The sequence below is a fragment of the Streptomyces sp. NPDC000075 genome (genome assembly GCF_040301925.1).
In the GTDB taxonomy this organism is placed as follows: domain Bacteria; phylum Actinomycetota; class Actinomycetes; order Streptomycetales; family Streptomycetaceae; genus Streptomyces; species Streptomyces polychromogenes.
In genome coordinates this window covers 328,029-345,584 of record NZ_JBEPFL010000003.1, presented here as the reverse complement: position 1 = coordinate 345,584, position 17,556 = coordinate 328,029, and the positions used below count along the sequence as shown (strand labels likewise).

Annotated in this window: 21 protein-coding genes; 14 read left to right on the top strand and 7 right to left on the bottom strand. The window is 72.1% G+C overall.

The genetic code is table 11. The features are described 5' to 3' along the window. The first annotated feature begins 544 nt into the window (after nucleotides 1–544). The 3 genes from ABT403_RS05810 (at nucleotide 545) to ABT403_RS05800 (ending at nucleotide 2,489) form a co-directional block, all read left to right on the top strand. On the top strand, nucleotides 545–1,360 hold the full coding sequence (locus ABT403_RS05810) for a hypothetical protein (protein WP_344159915.1): 816 nt from the start codon (nucleotides 545–547) through the stop codon (nucleotides 1,358–1,360). A 135-nt stretch (nucleotides 1,361–1,495) separates the two neighbouring features. Next, complete coding sequence (locus ABT403_RS05805) at nucleotides 1,496–1,723, top strand: hypothetical protein (RefSeq protein ID WP_344159918.1); 228 nt, start codon at nucleotides 1,496–1,498, stop codon at nucleotides 1,721–1,723. Between the two features lie 562 nt (nucleotides 1,724–2,285). Then, nucleotides 2,286–2,489, top strand: a complete 204-nt coding sequence (locus ABT403_RS05800) for a cold shock domain-containing protein (protein ID WP_030495900.1) — start codon at nucleotides 2,286–2,288, stop codon at nucleotides 2,487–2,489. Nucleotides 2,490–2,731: 242 nt separating this feature from the next. On the opposite strand, the gene ABT403_RS05795 is transcribed toward ABT403_RS05800, so the two are convergent. Beyond that, the gene (locus ABT403_RS05795; RefSeq protein WP_344159924.1) at nucleotides 2,732–3,091 is read right to left on the bottom strand and encodes a GvpU-like protein; all 360 of its coding nucleotides are present in this window, start codon (nucleotides 3,089–3,091) and stop codon (nucleotides 2,732–2,734) included. A 663-nt stretch (nucleotides 3,092–3,754) separates the two neighbouring features. Here ABT403_RS05795 and ABT403_RS05790 point away from each other — a divergent pair. Then, complete coding sequence (locus tag ABT403_RS05790) at nucleotides 3,755–4,093, top strand: MerR family transcriptional regulator (protein WP_344159927.1); 339 nt, start codon at nucleotides 3,755–3,757, stop codon at nucleotides 4,091–4,093. 184 nt (nucleotides 4,094–4,277) lie between these two features. Here the strand turns inward: ABT403_RS05790 and ABT403_RS05785 are convergent, their stop codons facing one another. The 3 genes from ABT403_RS05785 to ABT403_RS05775 form a co-directional block, all read right to left on the bottom strand. Then, complete coding sequence (locus tag ABT403_RS05785) at nucleotides 4,278–4,472, bottom strand: antitoxin (RefSeq protein ID WP_344159930.1); 195 nt, start codon at nucleotides 4,470–4,472, stop codon at nucleotides 4,278–4,280. A 90-nt stretch (nucleotides 4,473–4,562) separates the two neighbouring features. Further along, the gene (locus ABT403_RS05780; protein ID WP_344159933.1) at nucleotides 4,563–5,402 is read right to left on the bottom strand and encodes a hypothetical protein; all 840 of its coding nucleotides are present in this window, start codon (nucleotides 5,400–5,402) and stop codon (nucleotides 4,563–4,565) included. Between the two features lie 83 nt (nucleotides 5,403–5,485). Beyond that, complete coding sequence (locus ABT403_RS05775) at nucleotides 5,486–6,415, bottom strand: alpha/beta fold hydrolase (RefSeq protein WP_344160837.1); 930 nt, start codon at nucleotides 6,413–6,415, stop codon at nucleotides 5,486–5,488. A 142-nt stretch (nucleotides 6,416–6,557) separates the two neighbouring features. Here ABT403_RS05775 and ABT403_RS05770 point away from each other — a divergent pair, with 142 nt between their 5' ends. Continuing rightward, nucleotides 6,558–7,193, top strand: coding sequence for a TetR/AcrR family transcriptional regulator (locus ABT403_RS05770; protein WP_344159936.1), 636 nt, complete (start codon nucleotides 6,558–6,560; stop codon nucleotides 7,191–7,193). 113 nt (nucleotides 7,194–7,306) lie between these two features. Continuing rightward, nucleotides 7,307–7,915, top strand: coding sequence for a hypothetical protein (locus tag ABT403_RS05765; protein ID WP_344159939.1), 609 nt, complete (start codon nucleotides 7,307–7,309; stop codon nucleotides 7,913–7,915). A 57-nt stretch (nucleotides 7,916–7,972) separates the two neighbouring features. Here ABT403_RS05765 and ABT403_RS05760 read toward each other — a convergent pair whose 3' ends face one another. Then, the gene (locus ABT403_RS05760; RefSeq protein WP_344159941.1) at nucleotides 7,973–8,599 is read right to left on the bottom strand and encodes a response regulator transcription factor; all 627 of its coding nucleotides are present in this window, start codon (nucleotides 8,597–8,599) and stop codon (nucleotides 7,973–7,975) included. 232 nt (nucleotides 8,600–8,831) lie between these two features. Here ABT403_RS05760 and ABT403_RS05755 point away from each other — a divergent pair, with 232 nt between their 5' ends. Further along, nucleotides 8,832–9,812 carry a LuxR C-terminal-related transcriptional regulator gene (locus tag ABT403_RS05755; protein ID WP_344159944.1) on the top strand — a complete coding sequence of 327 codons (981 nt, stop codon included), beginning with the start codon at nucleotides 8,832–8,834 and terminating at the stop codon, nucleotides 9,810–9,812. Between the two features lie 112 nt (nucleotides 9,813–9,924). Beyond that, on the top strand, nucleotides 9,925–10,824 hold the full coding sequence (locus ABT403_RS05750; protein WP_344159947.1) for a sigma-70 family RNA polymerase sigma factor: 900 nt from the start codon (nucleotides 9,925–9,927) through the stop codon (nucleotides 10,822–10,824). A gap of 31 nt (nucleotides 10,825–10,855) precedes the next feature. Here the strand turns inward: ABT403_RS05750 and ABT403_RS05745 are convergent, their stop codons facing one another. Beyond that, nucleotides 10,856–11,284, bottom strand: a complete 429-nt coding sequence (locus ABT403_RS05745; protein ID WP_344159950.1) for an ATP-binding protein — start codon at nucleotides 11,282–11,284, stop codon at nucleotides 10,856–10,858. A gap of 443 nt (nucleotides 11,285–11,727) precedes the next feature. Between ABT403_RS05745 and ABT403_RS05740 the strand changes: the two genes are divergently transcribed. Continuing rightward, a complete protein-coding gene (locus tag ABT403_RS05740) occupies nucleotides 11,728–13,077 on the top strand; it encodes an aspartate aminotransferase family protein (RefSeq protein ID WP_344159953.1) in 1,350 nt (449 codons plus the stop codon). A gap of 271 nt (nucleotides 13,078–13,348) precedes the next feature. Further along, entirely contained in the window at nucleotides 13,349–14,266 is a 918-nt protein-coding gene (gene pucL / locus ABT403_RS05735; RefSeq protein WP_344159955.1) for a factor-independent urate hydroxylase, read from the top strand. Between the two features lie 78 nt (nucleotides 14,267–14,344). Here pucL and ABT403_RS05730 read toward each other — a convergent pair whose 3' ends face one another. Next, nucleotides 14,345–14,800, bottom strand: coding sequence for a histidine phosphatase family protein (locus ABT403_RS05730; protein WP_344159958.1), 456 nt, complete (start codon nucleotides 14,798–14,800; stop codon nucleotides 14,345–14,347). A 240-nt stretch (nucleotides 14,801–15,040) separates the two neighbouring features. On the opposite strand from ABT403_RS05730, the gene ABT403_RS05725 reads away from it, so the two are divergent. The 4 genes from ABT403_RS05725 to ABT403_RS05710 all read left to right on the top strand — a co-directional run bounded on the left by ABT403_RS05725 (nucleotide 15,041) and on the right by ABT403_RS05710 (nucleotide 17,527). Continuing rightward, nucleotides 15,041–15,256 (top strand): CbtB domain-containing protein, encoded by a 216-nt coding sequence (locus ABT403_RS05725; RefSeq protein WP_344159961.1) that lies wholly within the window; start codon nucleotides 15,041–15,043, stop codon nucleotides 15,254–15,256. A gap of 41 nt (nucleotides 15,257–15,297) precedes the next feature. Then, nucleotides 15,298–16,050: a CbtA family protein gene (locus ABT403_RS05720; RefSeq protein WP_344159965.1), complete on the top strand. Its 753-nt coding sequence runs from the start codon at nucleotides 15,298–15,300 to the stop codon at nucleotides 16,048–16,050. A 52-nt stretch (nucleotides 16,051–16,102) separates the two neighbouring features. Continuing rightward, nucleotides 16,103–16,348, top strand: a complete 246-nt coding sequence (locus ABT403_RS05715; protein ID WP_344159967.1) for a hypothetical protein — start codon at nucleotides 16,103–16,105, stop codon at nucleotides 16,346–16,348. A gap of 147 nt (nucleotides 16,349–16,495) precedes the next feature. Continuing rightward, on the top strand, nucleotides 16,496–17,527 hold the full coding sequence (locus ABT403_RS05710; RefSeq protein ID WP_344160839.1) for a PucR family transcriptional regulator: 1,032 nt from the start codon (nucleotides 16,496–16,498) through the stop codon (nucleotides 17,525–17,527). The last annotated feature ends 29 nt before the right edge of the window (nucleotides 17,528–17,556 follow it).

Genomic DNA, 17,556 nt, shown 5'->3' with positions numbered 1-17,556 from the left:
GATGAAGCCCCTGACACGGGTTACGCCAATGCCCTGACGCCGCTGCTCGTGCGATGGAAGATCACCCGGCTGCTCGCGTTCAGCTCCGCCAGCAGCCTTGCGTACAGGAACCAAGCCCACTGCGAGGTCGACGCCGGCGCGGCGCAGCTCGGCAAGTTCCTCCTGGCGCACGGAGGCGGAGGCGCCCAACAAGACCATCAGCCTCCAGCACCAGCAGGTGGCCCCCCGCCGCCCAGCTGTCACGGTGGACCGCCGCGGATGGCGACAGCGCCCACGAGGACGGCTCCCCAGCGGTCGAACTGCCTTGTGCCGACGGAATGATGGGGCATGGCCGCTGAGTGGTGCAGCTAGGTTCGCCGACACGACTGGCCTTCCCCGCTGAGCGCGACCGGCGCTGCCCCCTCCTCCGGAATTTCCATGGCATCCCAGAGTCATGCACCACTTAGCTGTCTACAGGATATTTCCCAAAGAACCCGCTGAGACAAGCAACTGTCTCAGCGTCAGAGTTTGAGTACGGACAGCCGGAGGTGCGATGGTGACGCCTGTGAGTGAGCAAACATCGTGGGAGGGACTCACTCCGGAGCAGGTCGCCGCCGGAGTCGCTGAGACCCAGAAGTTCCTCTTGGACCGGAAGGCGACACACCGGAGTCATGTCCCCGTTCGGCGCGACTTCGTGCAGCTCCCGCCACGAGCGGAGAGCCGGCATAGCCTCCTCGCCCAGTTCGTGCAGGGCCGGGACGCGCGCGGGCTGAAGGCATACCTCTTCATCATCGCGATCACCAGCTCCGACCTGGACGGCTGGAGCACAACGCTCAACAGCTCTGTCTGGGCCAGGGCAATCGGCGCGACGGCAACAGCGGAGCCGACAGGCGCTCGGGCGGCGGTCAACAAGATCTTCGACCGCCTTCAGAAACGCCGACTGATCAACTACGGCCGAGTCCCTGGCACGCACGACATCAGGGTCACCCTGCTGCGTGAGGACGGCCGAGGCGGGGAGTACACCCGCCCCGGCCGGGAGAACCGAGACCCGTATCTGAAAATCTCCCGTGACCTGTGGGACTCGAGAGCGATCGATGATCTAGGTCTGCCAGGCCTGGCCATGCTCCTCGTCCTGAGCTGTGAGCGCCCAGGCTTCGAGCTGCCGCCCGAGCGGACTCCGGACTGGTACGGCTGGTCGGCCGACACGACCGAGCGAGGCTTCAAGGAGTTGGCCCGCAAGGGATTCATCGAGGTCAAGAAGACCTTCAAGTCGGCGCCTACTAGCCCGAGGGGCTACACCCACAGCAACCGCTACACACTCCTGCCCCCGCACATCCACCGAGGGCGTAGCACCCCACAGATAGATGCACCCGTCAGCTAGGTGTGCGTCGAGAAGACACCAGAGCCTCTGTGGGGTGCGACATCGCCGCACCCCACAGAATCCCAGGCTGAGGCCGCGCGCCGGCAAGCAAAGCTGCCTCACCTGCAAGCAGTCCACCATCGGAAGGAGAACTACTTGAGCACCAACCGTAGCTCGCCGAAGCAGCCAGGCGTGCCCGTCATCAACATCAACCTGTCCGGGAACGCACAGCTGAACTGGGCTTACGGCGACCAGATGTCGAGCAACCAGTCCGACGCCGGTGCCGAGCCTCCAGACAAGCACGCCTTCTGGAAGAGCATGATCTTTTGGACAGCGGTCGGGGTCATCGCCACCGCTGCGGGCGCCATCGCCGCCTTCCTGTAGGAGCCTCGGTGCCTTGCGGAGGGCGTGCCACAACGTGCCAGTAGGCCCGGTACACAGCGGTCACCACGGGCTCCGACGAGACAGCCAGAGCGGGGACGCCTGCGGTCGTTTTCGCAGGTCAGATGCCATTTGCGCTTCCAAGTGTCGGGTGATTCCCAAGCTTATAGCGCGGGTTCGATTCCCGTCATCCGCTCTTCAACGAAGGCCCAGGTCAAGCGACCTGGGCCTTCGTCGTTGTCCAGACCGGTACGCCCCGATCACGAGCCGCGTCCGGTCACGTGCCCCCAACTTCCCCACGATCCGGCTCACATGGCTCGGCGGCTTTCAAGCTGCTTTCGCGGACGGAGATTTTAGGCGGCGCCCCAGGGAGAGTTTTTATCGGCGACACACGCGAGTGAAAAAGCGAACCCGCACGGACCGCATCGCCGTGCTACCGTCAAAAAAGTTGCGGTTCTGGTACCCGAGAATTTGCATTCCGGTCGTTTTCCGGGCAGGGAATCATTGCGGCGACACGGTGTCCGCAAGGTGCGGATTCCACTGCACTGCCCCGAGGAGATATGACATGGCCGCTGGCACCGTGAAGTGGTTCAACGCGGAAAAGGGCTTCGGCTTCATCGAGCAGGAGGGTGGCGGTCCCGACGTGTTCGCCCACTACTCGAACATCGCCACCCAGGGCTTCCGTGAGCTCCAGGAGGGACAGAAGGTCTCCTTCGACGTCGCGCAGGGCCAGAAGGGCCCGACGGCCGAGAACATCGTTCCCGCCTGACGCTGACGCGTCATATACGGCTGGGGCCCGCACCCTTCGGGGTGCGGGCCCCAGCCGTATTCATTTCCCAAGACGGGCACGCGCATTCGGATAACCGCGGCCCGCTTTCAGCGCCTCTCCGTCAATGATGCCGGCCTCAGGCCCGGACCGCCCGGCTCTCGCGTTCCGTCGGATTCCATTCAGCCGGTTCCCGCGATTCCGGCACCTCTCAGCCTCTGCCGGAGTTTTCCGGTACGAGCCGGTCAGTGATCGGAGTAGCTGACGTCGCCGATGGTCCAGGCGCTGATGTCCGCGATCGAGACGCGGTACATCCCGCCCGTCTCCGGGATCCCCACGGTGCCCTGGAGGATCCGCGCCAGATGGAAGTGCAGGTGTGTGGGCGGCCCGTCCTTCGCCGCCGCGGAGGCGAAGACGGCGGAGAACTCGGCCAGCCGGTCGGAGTCCGCCAGGACCTCCGAAACCCGCTGGCGCCACACCGCTTCGGGTGCCAGCCGGCCTGTGATGACGGCGCCCCCCGTCACGACGGTAAGGGACATCTGGTTGCTCTGCCCGGACTCCACCAGCCTGGCGACGTCAACGAGCAGCTCGTCAATCTTCGACATGACACCCGATCCTACGGGGCGCCCCACCCCGGCCGCGGGTCGTCCTGCCGGATGGGCGGGACGAGCGGGGGCGCGCAGGTGCAGGGGCCGCCGCCCCTTCGCGACCGCTCCGCACTCCCACCGGGCACGCCGCACCTGTCGGGCCGGGACACGAAAATCTATCGCGGCCACAGTAGACATCGGAGCCTTGCCGAGCTATGTTTTCTTTCGTAACCAGCAGAGACGACCGGGCCTGGCAGAGACGAACTGCCGGCAAGCAGGACGGTGCGGCGGCGGAGTTTCGGAGCCACGGCTTTCGCAGGACGGTGACGAAACTGGCAGCCGCACCGGGCGGCCCGCAGTGATCAGGGGCCTCCGAGAGCGGTACGTATCCGCAGGACGAGAAGTTGATCAGCGAGGAAAGAAGGAGGAACACGGCGCCATCAGGATCGCCCGGGCGGAAGTCGAGTCCGGGTACCGCGGGACATCGATAGCGAGGTGGTCTTCGGTCAAGCAGCTGCGATCCCCGCACCGACGGCAATCACGAGGCCGGGTGTGCGGACACAGAAGGCCGGCGCTTCATCAGGGCCGGCAGGTGGTGTAGTAGTTCCTTCAGGGCCCTGGTGCCAGTACTGGCACCAGGGCCCCTCTATGCGTTTCCACGCGTTTCACGGAGAGGTGCAAATGACAGCAGACGACTCGTACGACCGTCTCGACGACGACGACTACCCCGCCTACACCATGGGCCGGGCCGCCGAGATGATCGGCACGACGCAGGGCTTCCTCCGCGCCATCGGCGAGGCCCGCCTGATCACTCCGCTGCGTTCCGAGGGCGGTCACCGCCGCTACTCCCGCTACCAGCTCCGCATCGCCGCCCGCGCTCGCGAACTCGTCGACCAGGGCACCCCGATCGAGGCCGCCTGCCGCATCATCATCCTCGAGGACCAGCTCGAAGAGGCCCAGCGCATCAACGCCGAGTACCGCCGCGCCGCCGAAGCCGGCACGCCCCCCGAGCGGGCTTGAGGCGAGTACGCCCACCGGCAACGGCTGCGGGGGCGACCGCTGGTGGAACGACCGGCAGTGGCCGGCAGGCGTCGTGCTCCGAGGCCCGATCGTGCCGCGCGAGCCGCCGGAAGGCGGCCGCCGCCCGTACGCGAAGGCCCAGGCCGGGGCCTGGGCCTTCGGATGGTGCGGGGCGGGGCGGTGGTCAGGTCTGCGGGGGGTTGTTCTGGGGGTTGTCGGTGCCCAGCTGTTCGTTGATCTTCTGCTGGGCCATGTCGACCTGGCTCTGATACTTGTTGCCGGTCTTCGCGTCGAAGGCGTCGCCGGCCTTTTCGACTCCCTGCCGCGCGGTGTCCTCGTGGCCCTTCAGCAGGCCCTTGAGCTTGTCGAGCATCGACATGGGTTCCTCCTTGCGTGTGCCCGCACCCCCCAGCATCCGCGCATTCACCAGGACCCGCACCCGGAGCCCCGGAGGCCCGGGGGCAGGGGCTCAGGCGGGGGTCGGGTAGGTGCGGGCCGGGAGGCGGTGGTGGGCGCGGGGGGCGAGGGTGAGGGCGAAGCCGTGGTTGGCGGCCACCGCGCGGGTGTGGGACGCGGAGAGGGAGCCGTGCCGTTCGAGGGTCAGGGCGGGCAGGCCCGAGCGGCCCGTGGCGGTGGTGTGGTGGAAGGAGAGGACCGTCGTCGACGTCGGGGCGTGGTGGGGGTGGCGGTGGCGGGCGGCGGCCTCGTCGTCGTGGGCGAGGAGGGTGACGCCGGGTTCCCGCCCGAAGTCGGCGAGGACGCCCTCGGCGCGCCAGTGGGCCGGTTCGTGTTCCGCGCCCGTGCGGTGCCGGGAGGGGTTCAGGGAGGTGACGGCGAGGAACTCGCCGTCGGTGCGGTCCAGGGCCTCGGCCAGGAAGCCGTTGGAGGGGCAGCGGTGGCCCGGTGCGATCAGCCGCACGGTGGGCACGCCGTCCTGGACGGCGGTCAGGTGGCCCGGGACACGGGTGGCGGCCGGCCCGCGGAAGCCGAACGGGCCGAGGGAGAAGAGGTCTTCGATGAGGTCCTCTACCTGCCTGCGCCGCACCGCGGTCGGCAGCCGGCTCCAGTCGAAGAGCGACGGCATGTGCGCGCGGACCGTGGTGACGCTCGCGACCTGGGCGGGCGGGCGGCCCTTCATGCGGTTGACGCGCTCGACCACCTCCCGGTCGGGCCGGGCCGTGAGGGCGTAGAAGTTGCCGAAGCCGTGGGCGACGGCCCGGCCTTCCGCGAGGGAGCGGGCCGCCGCGCGTACGTCCCCGGGGTTCTCCAGGGTCGGCTGCCTGGACTCCGTCGTCCGCTGCTGGGTCATGGCCGGCCTCCGCGTCGTGATCGTTTGTGGATGGCAAACGACCGTGCGGGGCACGCGGTCACAGAAGCCCGGCGGGCGGGCCGTCAGGCGGCGGAGTGTTCCAGGGTGTCGGCGTCGTCCATGAACGTGAGCATGCGCGCGTTGACCACGTCCGGGTGGTCGATCTGGGGGCCGTGGCCCGTGGCCGCGATGATCTCGGCGCGGGCGCCCGGGATGAGCCGCGGGACCCGTTCCAGCTGCCGCTTCGGGCGCACCAGGAGGCTGCGCTTGCCCATGATCAGGTAGAACGGCGTGCGGATGGAGCCCAGTTCCGCGTCGGACAGCGGCAGCGGCGCGGGGCGGCGGATCCGGAACGCCCGCACGCCCGCCTGGATCCAGCGCCGCAGCTCCGGGACCACCAGGACCGGCTGCTCCAGCCACTTGGCGAGGGCCGGGCGCAGCGCCTTGGGGGCGAAGGTGGCGAAGAGGCTGGCGAAGATCCAGACGAAGAAGCGCAGGCCGACCTTCTCCAGGCCGCCCGGGTCGAGGGCGGTGACCGAGGCGAGCCGGCCGGGGCGCAGGTGGGCCTGGTTGATGACGAGCCAGCCGCCGTAGGAGGAGCCGACGAGGTGGATCCGGTCGAGGCCGAGCGCGTCGAGGGCCTCGTCCATCCACTGCGCGGCGCGCTCGGGCTGCCACATGACCTCGCGCTGGACGCTGCGCCCCGGGTCGCCGGGGGTGTCGAGGGCGTAGACGGGGCGTTCGGCGCTGAGCGCGGGGGTGTTGGGGTACCACTGCGCGGAGCATCCGCCCGAGCCGTGGATGAGGACGACCGGCGTACGGGACTCCGCGGCCGGGTCGGCGGGTCCGTAGCGGTAGACGCGCGTGGTGCCGAAGCTGGTCTCGACGTCCCTCTCCCAGCGGGCCGGGGCGCCCATCGCGTAGAGGGCGTCGCAGGCCTCGAAGTAGCGGTCGCGGAGTTCGTCGCTGACGTAGCGGCCTATGTCGCGGCGGACGCGGGGCGCCTTCTGCATGTTCCTGGCGTTCTCGGGCACGGCGTTACCTCCCGGTGGGGATCCGTTCTCGGTCCTTGATCCGTTCTTCGTGGTACGACCGTACCATGTTGGTGGTACAGCGGTACCATGAAGATGCGGCGGACGAACGGAGACAGCGGGAATGCCCAAGCGCGTGGACCACGAGGAACGGCGCGGCCAGATCGCGGAGGCGCTCGTACGGGTCGCCGGGCGGCGCGGGCTGCACGCCGTCGGCATGCGGGACGTGGCCGCCGAGGCCGGGGTGTCGCTGCGGCTGGTGCAGTACTACTTCGAGACCAAGGAGAAGCTGCTCCTCTACGGGCTCCAGCACCTCACCGACCGGTTCACCGCCCGCGTCGGCGCCCGCCTCGCCGCCGCCGGCCCCGCCCCGGGCCCCCGGGCGACCGCCGAGGCGCTGGTGCTGGCCTCACTGCCCACCGACGAGGAGAGCCGCGTCTTCCACCTGCTCTACTCCTCGTACGCGATCCTCTCCGTGACCGACGAGGCCCTGGCCGCCCAGCCGTTCATCGACAATCCGGACGCCGCCGAGGACGCTCTGGCCGGACTGATCGCGGGCGCGCAGGCGGCGGGGCTGGCCGACCCCGGGGCGGACGCGCGGATCGAGGCGGTCAGCCTGCTCGCCATGGCGGGGACCCTGGGGACGAGCATCCTGGTGGGCCAGCGCGGCCCCGAGTCGGCCACGGCGGTACTGCGCCACCACCTGGACCGGATCTTCGCCGTTCCCGGGGAACCGGCTCCGGCCGGGTCTTCCGGATGACAAGTGTCACGACCTCGCGTGATCCGTGTCAGCACCTTCCCCCAGAGCCTTGCCCCGGGCTCCTCCCACGGCCGAGCATGCGGGGGACCCGGTGCACTCAGGAGGCAACACCCGTGGAAAAGACCGCCGTCCGTCCCGTCCTGCGGACCCGACGGGAGCAGTTCCGAGGCGGCGGCCGGGCCTCGCTCATCGGCACCGGCTTCGGCGTGATGTGGTTCGCCCTGGGGCAGGCCGTCGTCCACGGCGCGGCGCGGCCGTACGTCCTCGCGGCCGGCGCGCTCCTGTTCGCCGCGAGCGCCGCCACGGTCGTCCGCCTGTTCCTCCTGGCCCGCGCCACCCCCGCCGACGAGCCGGGTGTTCCGCCGCCGCCGGGCGGTGGCGGCCCGAAGTTCCTGACCGTGCTGCTGGTCGAGGTCGCCGTGCTCGGCGCGGGCAACAACGTCCTGCGCACCACCCTGGACCGCCCCGAGATGATGCTGAGCTGGTCGGCCCTGGTCGTCGGCGCGCACTTCTTCCCGCTGGCCCGGACCCTGCGCGCCCCGGTGCTGCGCCTGGTGGGCGCCGCGATGCTGGCCACCGTCGGCCTCGCCGCCGTCGCCGTCCTGGGGCTGGGCGCGGACGGGCAGGCCTGGTCGTACGTGCCCGGGCTCGGCTGCGCGGCCGTGCTGTGGGGCGGAACCGCGCTCTCCGGGCTGCGGGCGGGCCGGACGACGAGGGACTGAGGGCGGGCCGGGGGACGAGGGACTGAAGGCGGGCCGGACGACGGGCCCCTCCCCGCCTCAGAGCCAGCCCTGCTCCGCCGCGATGCGGGCCGCGTCGAAGCGGTTGCGGCCGCCGAGCTTCTTCATGGAGGCCGAGGTGACGTTGCGGACGGTACCGGCCGCCAGGCACAGCTCCGCCGCGATCTCCTTGACCGTGGCCCCGCCGGCCGTGAGCCGCAGCACCTCGTGCTCCCGGGCGCTGAGCCCCGCCGCAGGGCCGGCCCCCGCGGCACCCGCTCCCGGCGCCGGGCCGGCCGGCGACGGGGCCATCGTCACGCAGCCCGCCGCCACGCTCCTGAGCGTGGCGATCAGCTGCGGCAGGCCCGTATCGGTCGGGACGATGCCGTGCACCCCGGCCGCCATCGCGCGGCCCACCGCCACGGGGCGGTGGCCGGCCATCATGAGCACGATCCCGCACGCGGGCGCCCCGGCCCGCACCGCCGAGGCGAGCCGCAGCGCGTCGTCCCCCACCGGGGTCTCCTCCAGCAGGACGACGTCGGGCGCACGGCGGTGGACGAGCGGGAGGAGGGGGCGGGCTCCGCTTCCCGCGACGACCGCCTCCATGCCGCCGGAGGACCGCAGGGCCTCGGCGAGCGCCTCCAGGTAGAGGGCCCGGCTGCCGCCGAGGACGACGCTGATGGCCATGGTGGATCCCCTCGCCTTCCGTCCGTGTGGGTGACCACGGACGTCCAGCCTGCGCGACGCCGGGCCCCGGGCGGAAGCGGATCCGCTGGCAGGAAGGACCCCGTGGCAGCTCGGTGCCAGCCCCACGCCCCGCAAGGCCCCGAAGTAGCCGTCCACCTGCGGCGTCTCATAGGTTGGACCGTATCGGCGCGGCCCCGTCCGGAGGGGGCGGCGGGGGACCGAAGGAACGGCCATGCTGGAGCCCCTGGGGCTGGACGCGCGAACGGCGGACGTGTACGGGCTCCTGCTGGCCAACCGGGACTGGGGCACCCGGGAGATCGCGGACCGGCTCGGCATCACGCCGGCCGAAGCGCAGGCGGCGGTGGAGAGGCTGACCGCCCTGCGGCTCCTGCACCGGTCGGACGCGAGCGGCGGACTGCGGCCCGCCGACCCCGCGCTGGGCCTGCGGGACCTGCTCAACGAACGCAAGCGGGAACTGGCCGGCAGGCAGGAGGCCGTGGCCCGCTGCGAGGCCGGGATGGCCGAGCTGGTCGGCACCTACAGCGAGCTCTACGCCGGCCGGACCCAGCCCGTCGCCCAGCGGTTCCTCGGCGTCGAGGCGGTGCAGGAGCGGATCCGGGAGCTCTCCGCCGAGGCCGTCTCCGAGTGCCTGACCTTCAACCCCGGCGGGGCGCAGTCCCGGGCGAGCCTCGCCGCCAGCAAGCCGCTCGACCGCGCCCTCCTCGAACGCGGCGTCCGGATGCGCACGGTCTACCTGGACAGCGTCCGCAACGACGCGGTCACCACCGAGTACGCGGAGTGGCTCACCGACCTGGGCGGGGAGGTGCGCACCGCGCCCTCGCTGCCGGTGCGCATGCTCCTCTTCGACCGCAGGACGGTCATCGTCCCGGCCGACCCGGAGAACACCCGCAAGGGCGCGGTGCAGCTGGCCGAGCCGGGCGTGGTCGTCGGCCTGGCCGGGCTGTTCGACCGGGTCTGGGAGTCGGCCGTGCCGCTGGGCACCCGCCAGGACCGCGACGAGGAGGGCCTGACCCGCCAGGAGAAGGAGCTGCTGCGCCTGCTGGGCACCGGGCTCACCGACGAGGCCGCCGGCCGCCGGCTGGGCCTGTCCCTGCGGACCGTCCGCCGGATGATGGCGGAGCTGATGAAACGTCTCGGCGCGAGCAGCCGCTTCGAGGCGGGCCTGCGCGCGGCCCGGCGCGAATGGGTGTGACGGCGCGCATGGGTGTGACGACCTGACGAACTCGGCCGTCCCGGTGTGCCGTGCGAGCGGGTCTCGTTAGCGTCGATCGGGGGATCCGGAGATCACTACGGGGGCGTGACGGGTGAACGAGAAGGACGAGCTGGCACGGCGGTTCGACGAGCACCGCCCCCATCTGCGGGCGGTGGGCTACCGGATGCTGGGCTCGCTCAGCGACGCCGAGGACGCGGTACAGGAGGCCTGGTTCAGGCTGAACCGCTCCGACGCCGGCGCCGTGGAGAACCTGGGCGGCTGGCTGACCACCGTCGTGGGCCGGGTGTGCCTGGACATGCTGCGCTCGCGCGCCGTCCGGCGCGAGGACTCCCTCGACGACGCGGACGCCCCCGTCCGGCTGCCGGATCCGCTGGTGAGCGGACCCGACCGGATCGACCCCGAGCAGGAGGTCCTGCTCGCCGACTCGGTCGGCATCGCGCTGATGGTCGTACTGGAGACCCTCGCCCCCGCCGAGCGGCTGGCCTTCGTCCTGCACGACCTGTTCGCCGTGCCCTTCGACGAGATCGCCCCGCTGGTCGAGAAGTCGACGGCCGCCACCCGTCAGCTCGCCAGCCGCGCCCGGCGCCGCGTCCAGGGCGCCGGGCCGGCCCCGGAGACCGACCCGTCCCGGCTGCGGCAGGTCGTCGACGCCTTCCTCGCGGCCGCCCGGGGCGGTGACCTCGAGGCCCTCGTCGCCGTCCTCGACCCCGGCATCACGGCCCGCTCCGACGGCGGCGCCCTGCTGCCGAGCGCGCTGCTGCGCGGGGCCCGGGAGGTCGCCTCCCAGGCGATCACCTACGCCCGCTTCGCGCGGGGCGGCCGCGCGGTGCTGGTCAACGGCACCCCGGGGGTGCTCGCGCTGGACGCCGACGGGCGTCCGGCGTCGGTCATGGCCTTCACGGTGCGGGGCGGCCTGATCACCGCCCTGGACATCCTCACCGACCCCGCCCGCCTGGCCCGCCTGGACCTCAGCGCGGTGCCGGAGCTGTGACGGCGGCGCCCGGCTCCGGCTCCGGCTCCGGTTACGGCTCCGGCTCGGACTCCGGGAGGGGGAAGGGGACCTCCAGCCAGACGGTCTTGCCCGGGTGGGAGCCGGGCAGGGGGGCCGACCCCCAGCTCTGCGCCAGCACGTTCAGGAGGACCAGGCCGTGGCCCCCGGGACGGGAGCGGTCCTGCACCGCGCGGGGCCGCGGCGGCTCGGGGCTGTCGTCCGAGACCTCGACCCGCAGCCGCCCGCCCGGGCCGTAGCGGAGCACCAGCTCCCGCGGGCCCCCGGCGTGCAGGCACGCGTTGGTGACCAGCTCCGAGACCAGCAGGAGCACGTCCTCCTCGGCCTCGCTGCCCGGCGCCCACCGCCAGTCGGCGAGGGCCCTGCGAGTGAAGTCCCGGCACCGTGTGACGACGCCCGCCGTGGCTCCGCCCAGGACCAGCCTCCGCGTCTGTTCCGCCACCGGCGCACTCCCGTCTCGGCCCACCCGCTCCCTCGGCGCCGCACCTACCCCCGACCAGGATGGACAAATCCCTCGGATTCGGCCACCAGGCCGCCACAGCCGCCCCGGAAGAGCGCCGGAGCCCCGCCGGCAGCGCGCAGCGCGCCGCCCGGAAAGGGTGCCGGAGAGGTGCCGGAGAGGCCCTGGAGAGGTCCCGGAGGGGGCCCGGCGGGGGCCTGCCGCCGCCTTCCAAGCGGGGTCCCGAAGGTCAGCGTACGGCCCCCACCAGGGGTTTTCGGCCGTTCTCCCCCGTGGAGCGGCCGATCGGGGGGACGCTAATCGGGCCGTTCGCACACCGTCGAGGAGGAGCGGCCCGATCCGTCAAGTCCTCCCCCGCCCCGCCACCGTCCGCCCCGCCACCGAGGTGTCCCGTTGTCCACATCCTGGACAACTACCCTCGCTATATGAACGCAGATGCCGAGGCCCTCCGTACCGTGAAAGACGCCGACCGGAAGCACGTCTTCCATTCCTGGTCGGCCCAGGAGCTCATCGACCCGCTCGCCGTCGCGGGGGCCGAGGGATCGTACTTCTGGGACTACGAGGGCAACCGCTATCTCGACTTCTCCAGCGCGCTCGTCTACACGAACATCGGCTACCAGCACCCCAAGGTGGCCGCCGCCATCGCGGAGCAGGCCGGCAAGCTCTGTACCGTCGCACCCGGCTTCGCCGTGGACGTCCGCTCCGAGGCGGCCCGCCTGATCGCCGAGCGCACCCCCGGCGACCTCGACAAGATCTTCTTCACCAACGCCGGCGCCGAGGCCGTCGAGAACGCCGTCCGCATGGCCCGGCTGCACACCGGCCGGCCCAAGGTGATGTCCGCGTACCGCTCGTACCACGGCGCCACCACGACCGCGATCAACCTCACCGGTGACGCCCGCCGCTTCGGCAACGACACCGCGACCGCCGGCGTCGTGCACTTCTGGGGGCCCTTCCCCTACCGCTCGCCCTTCTACGCCGGCAACGAGACAGAGGAGTGCGAGCGCGCCCTGCGCCACCTGGAGGACACGGTCGTCTTCGAGGGCCCGCAGTCCATCGCGGCGATCATCCTGGAGACGGTCGGCGGCGCCCCCGGCGTGCTCGTGCCCCCGGCCGGCTACCTGGCCGGCGTCCGCGAGATCTGCGACCGCCACGGCATCGTGTTCATCCTCGACGAGGTCATGGTCGGATTCGGCCGCACCGGCACCTGGTTCGCCGCCGAGAACTGGGGCGTCACCCCCGACCTCCTCTGCTTCGCCAAGGGCGTCACCAGCGGTTACGTGCCGCTCGGCGGCGTCGCCATCTCCGGCGCCATCGCCGAGACCTTCGCCCGCCGCCCCTACCCGGGCGGGCTGACCTACTCCGGGCACGTCCTGGCCTGCGCCGCCGCCGTCGCCACGATCAACGTGATGGAGGAGGAGGGCGTCGTCGAGCAGTCCGCCCGCACCGGCGCCGAGCTGCTGGGCCCGGGCCTGCGCGCCCTCGCCGAGCGCCACCCCTGCGTCGGCGAGGTCAGGGGCCTGGGCACCTTCTGGGCGCTGGAGCTCGTACGGGACGCGGCCACGCGCGAGCCGCTCGTCCCGTACAACGCCTCCGGCGCCGACAACGCGCCCATGGCGGCCTTCGGCGCGGCCCTGAAGAAGGGCGGCCTGTGGCCCCTCCTCGCCGGCAACCGGATCCACGTCGCCCCGCCCTGCAACATCTCGGCCGAGGACGTGGCCAAGGGGCTGGAGATCCTGGACGAGGCCCTCGCCGTCGCGGACGCGCACATGGCCTGACCTGCGCGCTTGTGGGGTCGCCCAAGCCCCGGGCGCCGGTGTTCGGAGGTTCCGTGCGGTGGTTAACCCCCCGTACACATGGTGCAATCCCGTCAGTACTTCAGTACGACTCAGCACCTACGGACCGGGATGCACGTCAGTCCCGGGGCGGTCCTCCGGGGCCGAACGGCGGGGAGCGGGACGTCCTCCTCGGGGGACGGGCGCTGGACGCCGGGCGTACGGGATCCAGATCAACGGACTCCGTGTTCCCGAGTACCCGAAGGAAGACAGCATGAGCAAGCACGTCCTGGGCCAGAACCAGTACGGCAAGGCCGAGAACCGCATCGTCGTGGTGACCCGCAAGGGCAGCGACGGCTCCTGGGCCGAGATCCGCGACCTGAACGTCTCGGTCGCCCTGCGCGGCGAGTTCCGCGACGTCCACCTCACCGGTGACAACGCCAACTGCCTGCCCACCGACACCACCAAGAACACGGTGTACGCCTTCGGCAAGGAGCACGGCATCGCCTCGCCCGAGGCCTTCGGCATCCTGCTCGCCAAGCACTTCGTCTCCTCCCAGGCCCCGATCCGCGAGGCGCAGATCCGGATCGAGGAGTTCGCCTGGGAGCGGATCCCCGTCCCGACGCGCAAGGAGCAGCACTCCTTCGTCCGCAAGGGCCAGGAGGTGCGCACCGCGCAGATCACCTACAGCGAGACCACCGGCCTGCAGGTCATCTCGGGCCTGAAGGACCTGACCGTGATGAACTCGACCAACTCCGAGTTCCACGGCTTCATCAAGGACAAGTACACGACCCTCCAGGAGGCGTACGACCGCATCCTGGCCACCAAGGTCACCGCCCGCTGGGCGCAGTCGGCGCTGGCCGCCGACGACGCCGGCTACGACTGGGACCAGTCGTACAAGAAGGTCCGTAAGCACATGCTGGAGGCCTTCGCGGAGACGTACTCCTACTCGCTCCAGCAGACCCTGAACCAGATGGCCGAGCGCGTGCTCGACAACTGCCCCAAGGTCAACGAGGTGCGCCTCAACCTCCCCAACAAGCACCACTTCCTCGTCGACCTGGAGCCCTTCGGCCTCAAGAACGACAACGAGGTCTACTTCGCGGCGGACCGGATGTACGGCCTGATCGAGGGCACCGTCCACCGTGACGGCGTCCAGCCGGTGATCGCCACCTCCGACTGGATCGTGGCGTAACGCCCGTTCGCTCCGGCCGGATTCGGCCCGGACCGCGTCGCGGGGTCCGGGCCGTTCCTCATGCCGGGGCCCCGTTTCTCATACCGGGTCCTGCCCGACCAGCAGGTTCCAGCGGCCGGCGCGGCCGCTGAGGGCGGTGACGGTGCCGGGGCGGACGTCGAGCCGCCAGAAGGCCGCCGCCGGCAGTTCCAGGGCGGCCACCACCGCCGCCCGTACGACGGCCTGCGCGACCACCGCGTCGTGCCGGCCGGGCTCCAGCCCCGCCAGGTACTCCCCCGTACGGGTGATCAGCGCGGCCACCGGCTCCCCGCCGCCGGGCGGGGCGAACTCCGGGTCCGTCAGCCAGCGCCGGACCGCCTCCGGGTCCTCGGCGGCGACCTCGTCCAGGGTGCGGCCCGCCCAGTCCCCCATGTCCGGCCCGGCCAGGCCCTCGTGTCCCGGGCAGGGCCGCGCGTGCGCGAACCGCCCCTGGCGGGCGGCCTCGTCGAGCGGGGGCGTGGTCAGGTGCAGGCGCACCGGAGGAGTCAGGGGCATAAAAAGAGCGTAAAGCGCGCGCCCAGGGCGTGAGACGGCCGCCACACGCCGTGGTGTTCAAGCCAGGAGCGCGCTACCGTCACGGACGACATGAAGAAGGTATGACGGAAGTACCGGTGAGAATCCGGCACGGTCGCGCCACTGTGAACCTCCCGCGGCGACGGGGGAGGGAAGTCAGACCCGTCCCCCTTCGACGAGAGCACCACTGACCGGGACGCGTGTTCCCCTGGAGGTTCTGCCATGGCCCACTCCGCCGTGCCCGCTTCGGCCCCTGTCGCCGTAGCCCCCATCTCGCTCTCCGCGCTGGCCCCCTGGGCCGCCTTCGCCGCCGTCGTGACCCTGTTCCTGCTGTACCTCGTCGGCGTCGAGCAGGGCGCCGCCGCGATCTTCCAGGGCGAGAACGTCCACGAGTGGATGCACGACGGCCGCCACCTGCTCGGGTTCCCCTGCCACTGACCTCCTGCTGATCCCCTGCCGATCACGCAAGGAGCTCCCACGTGAACACCATCTCCCCCCGGGCCCTGCTGGTCCGGGGCATGCTGGCCGGCCTGCTCGCGGGCGTCGCCGCCTTCCTCGTCGCGTATGTGCTCGGCGAGTCCAAGGTGGACGCGGCGATCGCCATCGAGGAGGCCGGCGAGGCCGCGCACGACCACGCCGAGGCCGCCCCGGTCAGCCGGGCCCTCCAGGCCACGGCCGGTCTCGGTACCGGCACCCTGCTCTACGGGCTCGCGCTCGGCGGTATCGCCGCGCTCGTGTTCTGCTTCGCCCTCGGCCGTATCGGCCGCTTCGGCCCCCGGGCCACGGCGGCGCTGGTCAGCGGCGGGCTGTTCGTCACCATCGCGCTGGTGCCGTTCCTCAAGTACCCCGCCAATCCGCCCGCGGTGGGCGACCCCGGCACGGTCGTCCGGCGGACCACCCTCTACCTGCTGATGATCGCCCTGAGCGTGCTGCTGGCCTCGGGCGCCCTGATCCTGGGGCGGCGGCTGGCGCCGCGCCTGGGGAACTGGAACGCCTCGGTCATCGCCGCGCTCGCCTTCGTGGCGGCCGTCGCCGTCTCCTACGCGGTGCTGCCGGGGATCAACGAGGTGCCGGAGGACTTCCCGGCGGCGCTGATCTGGCAGTTCCGGCTCGCCTCCCTGGCCATCCAGGCGACGGTGTGGGCGACTTTCGGCCTGGCCTTCGGTTTTCTAGCCGAACGCGCTATTGCCCCGGCCGCCGCTCCCAAGGAGGCTGTACAGCCGACGAGTTGAGCGAGGCACTCCGGTTGCGGACGCGCCGGGTGCGGAGGGTGGGAGCCGGGACATGCAGTCCGCGATCCGGGAATGGCGGGGCTGGACCGGCGCCGCACCCTTCTGGCTGAACTCGGTGCTGCTGAGCCTGGCTCCGTTCACGGCCGTCCCCCTCTTCGCCCAGATCGGCGTCATCACCGCCCTCGCCGCCCTCGGCGGACTGGCCCGCCAGCTCTGGTACGGGGACTACGGCCACCCCGCGATGCACCTCGCCGCCGCCCTCATGGGGGCGGCGGCGATCGTGTTCGTGGTGCTCTGAGGCCGCCCACCGCCCCGCCCCGGAACGCCCCCACCGCCGAACAGCCCTCCCGGCGAGGAAGAATGGGGCTTTTCGAGCGGATCGGGGGCCGGTGTGACGGCGGCGGGGCGGGAGATACCCGAGGAGTACCTGACCGGGTACGTGACCATGCTCCGGGAGGTCGCGGCCACCGGCCGCAGGCCCGCGCGTGAGGAACTCGACGACCGCCGCGAGCTCGGCGAGCGGGCCGCCGGCGCCGGGTACGGGCTCGGCGCCCTGGTCGGCGCCCACCTCGCCGCCGCCCGGGCCGCGCTCGGCGGCCGGTCCGTGCCGGCCCCCGTGACGGCCGCCGTGGACCACGCCTCGGAGCAGGCCGTCGACGCCTTCGCCGAGGGGTACGAGCGGGCCTGGCGGCCGGCGGTGCGGCAGGAGGAGGCGGCCCGCCGCGAGTTCGTCGACGACCTCCTCCTCGGCCGTGGCGACCCCGGCCGGCTCGCCGAGCGCGCCGCCGGACGCGGGCTGCGCCCGGACGGGAGCCACACGGTGGCCGTCGCCCGCGCCACGGCCCCCTACACGGACGGGAGCCCGCAGGTCCGGCGGCTGGAGCGGGAGCTGGACGGGGCGGTGCTGCTCGCCGCCAAGGAGGGACGGCTGGTCTGCGTCACGGCCTCCGGCGAAGGCGAAGGTGACGGGGACGGGGACGGGGTCCTGGCCGACTTCGCGCGCCGGGCCCGGGCCCTCTCCGGGCCGGACGGGCTCGTCGCGGTCGGACGGCCGCACCCCGGCACGGCCGGGGTGGCCGCCTCGTACGAGGAGGCGCTGGGCGCCCTCTGCCTCGCGGACCGGCTCGGCCTGGAGGGACCGCTGCTGCGCGCCGCCGACCTGCTGGTCTTCCCGCTGCTGACCCGGGACCGGGCCGCCCTGGCCGACCTGGTCCTGACCGTGCTCGGCCCCCTGCGGGCCGGACGCGGCGGAGCCGTACCCCTGCTGGAGACACTGACCGCCTACTTCGACGCCGGCTGCGTGGCGGCGGAGGCGGCCCGCAGACTGGGCCTGAGCGTACGGGCGCTGACGTACCGGCTGGAGCGCATCCACAGCCTGACGTCCCACGACCCCACCGACCCGCCCGCCCGCTACACCCTCCAGACGGCCACCCTCGGCGCCCGCCTCCTGAACTGGCCCGCCGACCCACTGCCGTAGCCGGGATCCGCCCGGCCGGGGAGCAGCCC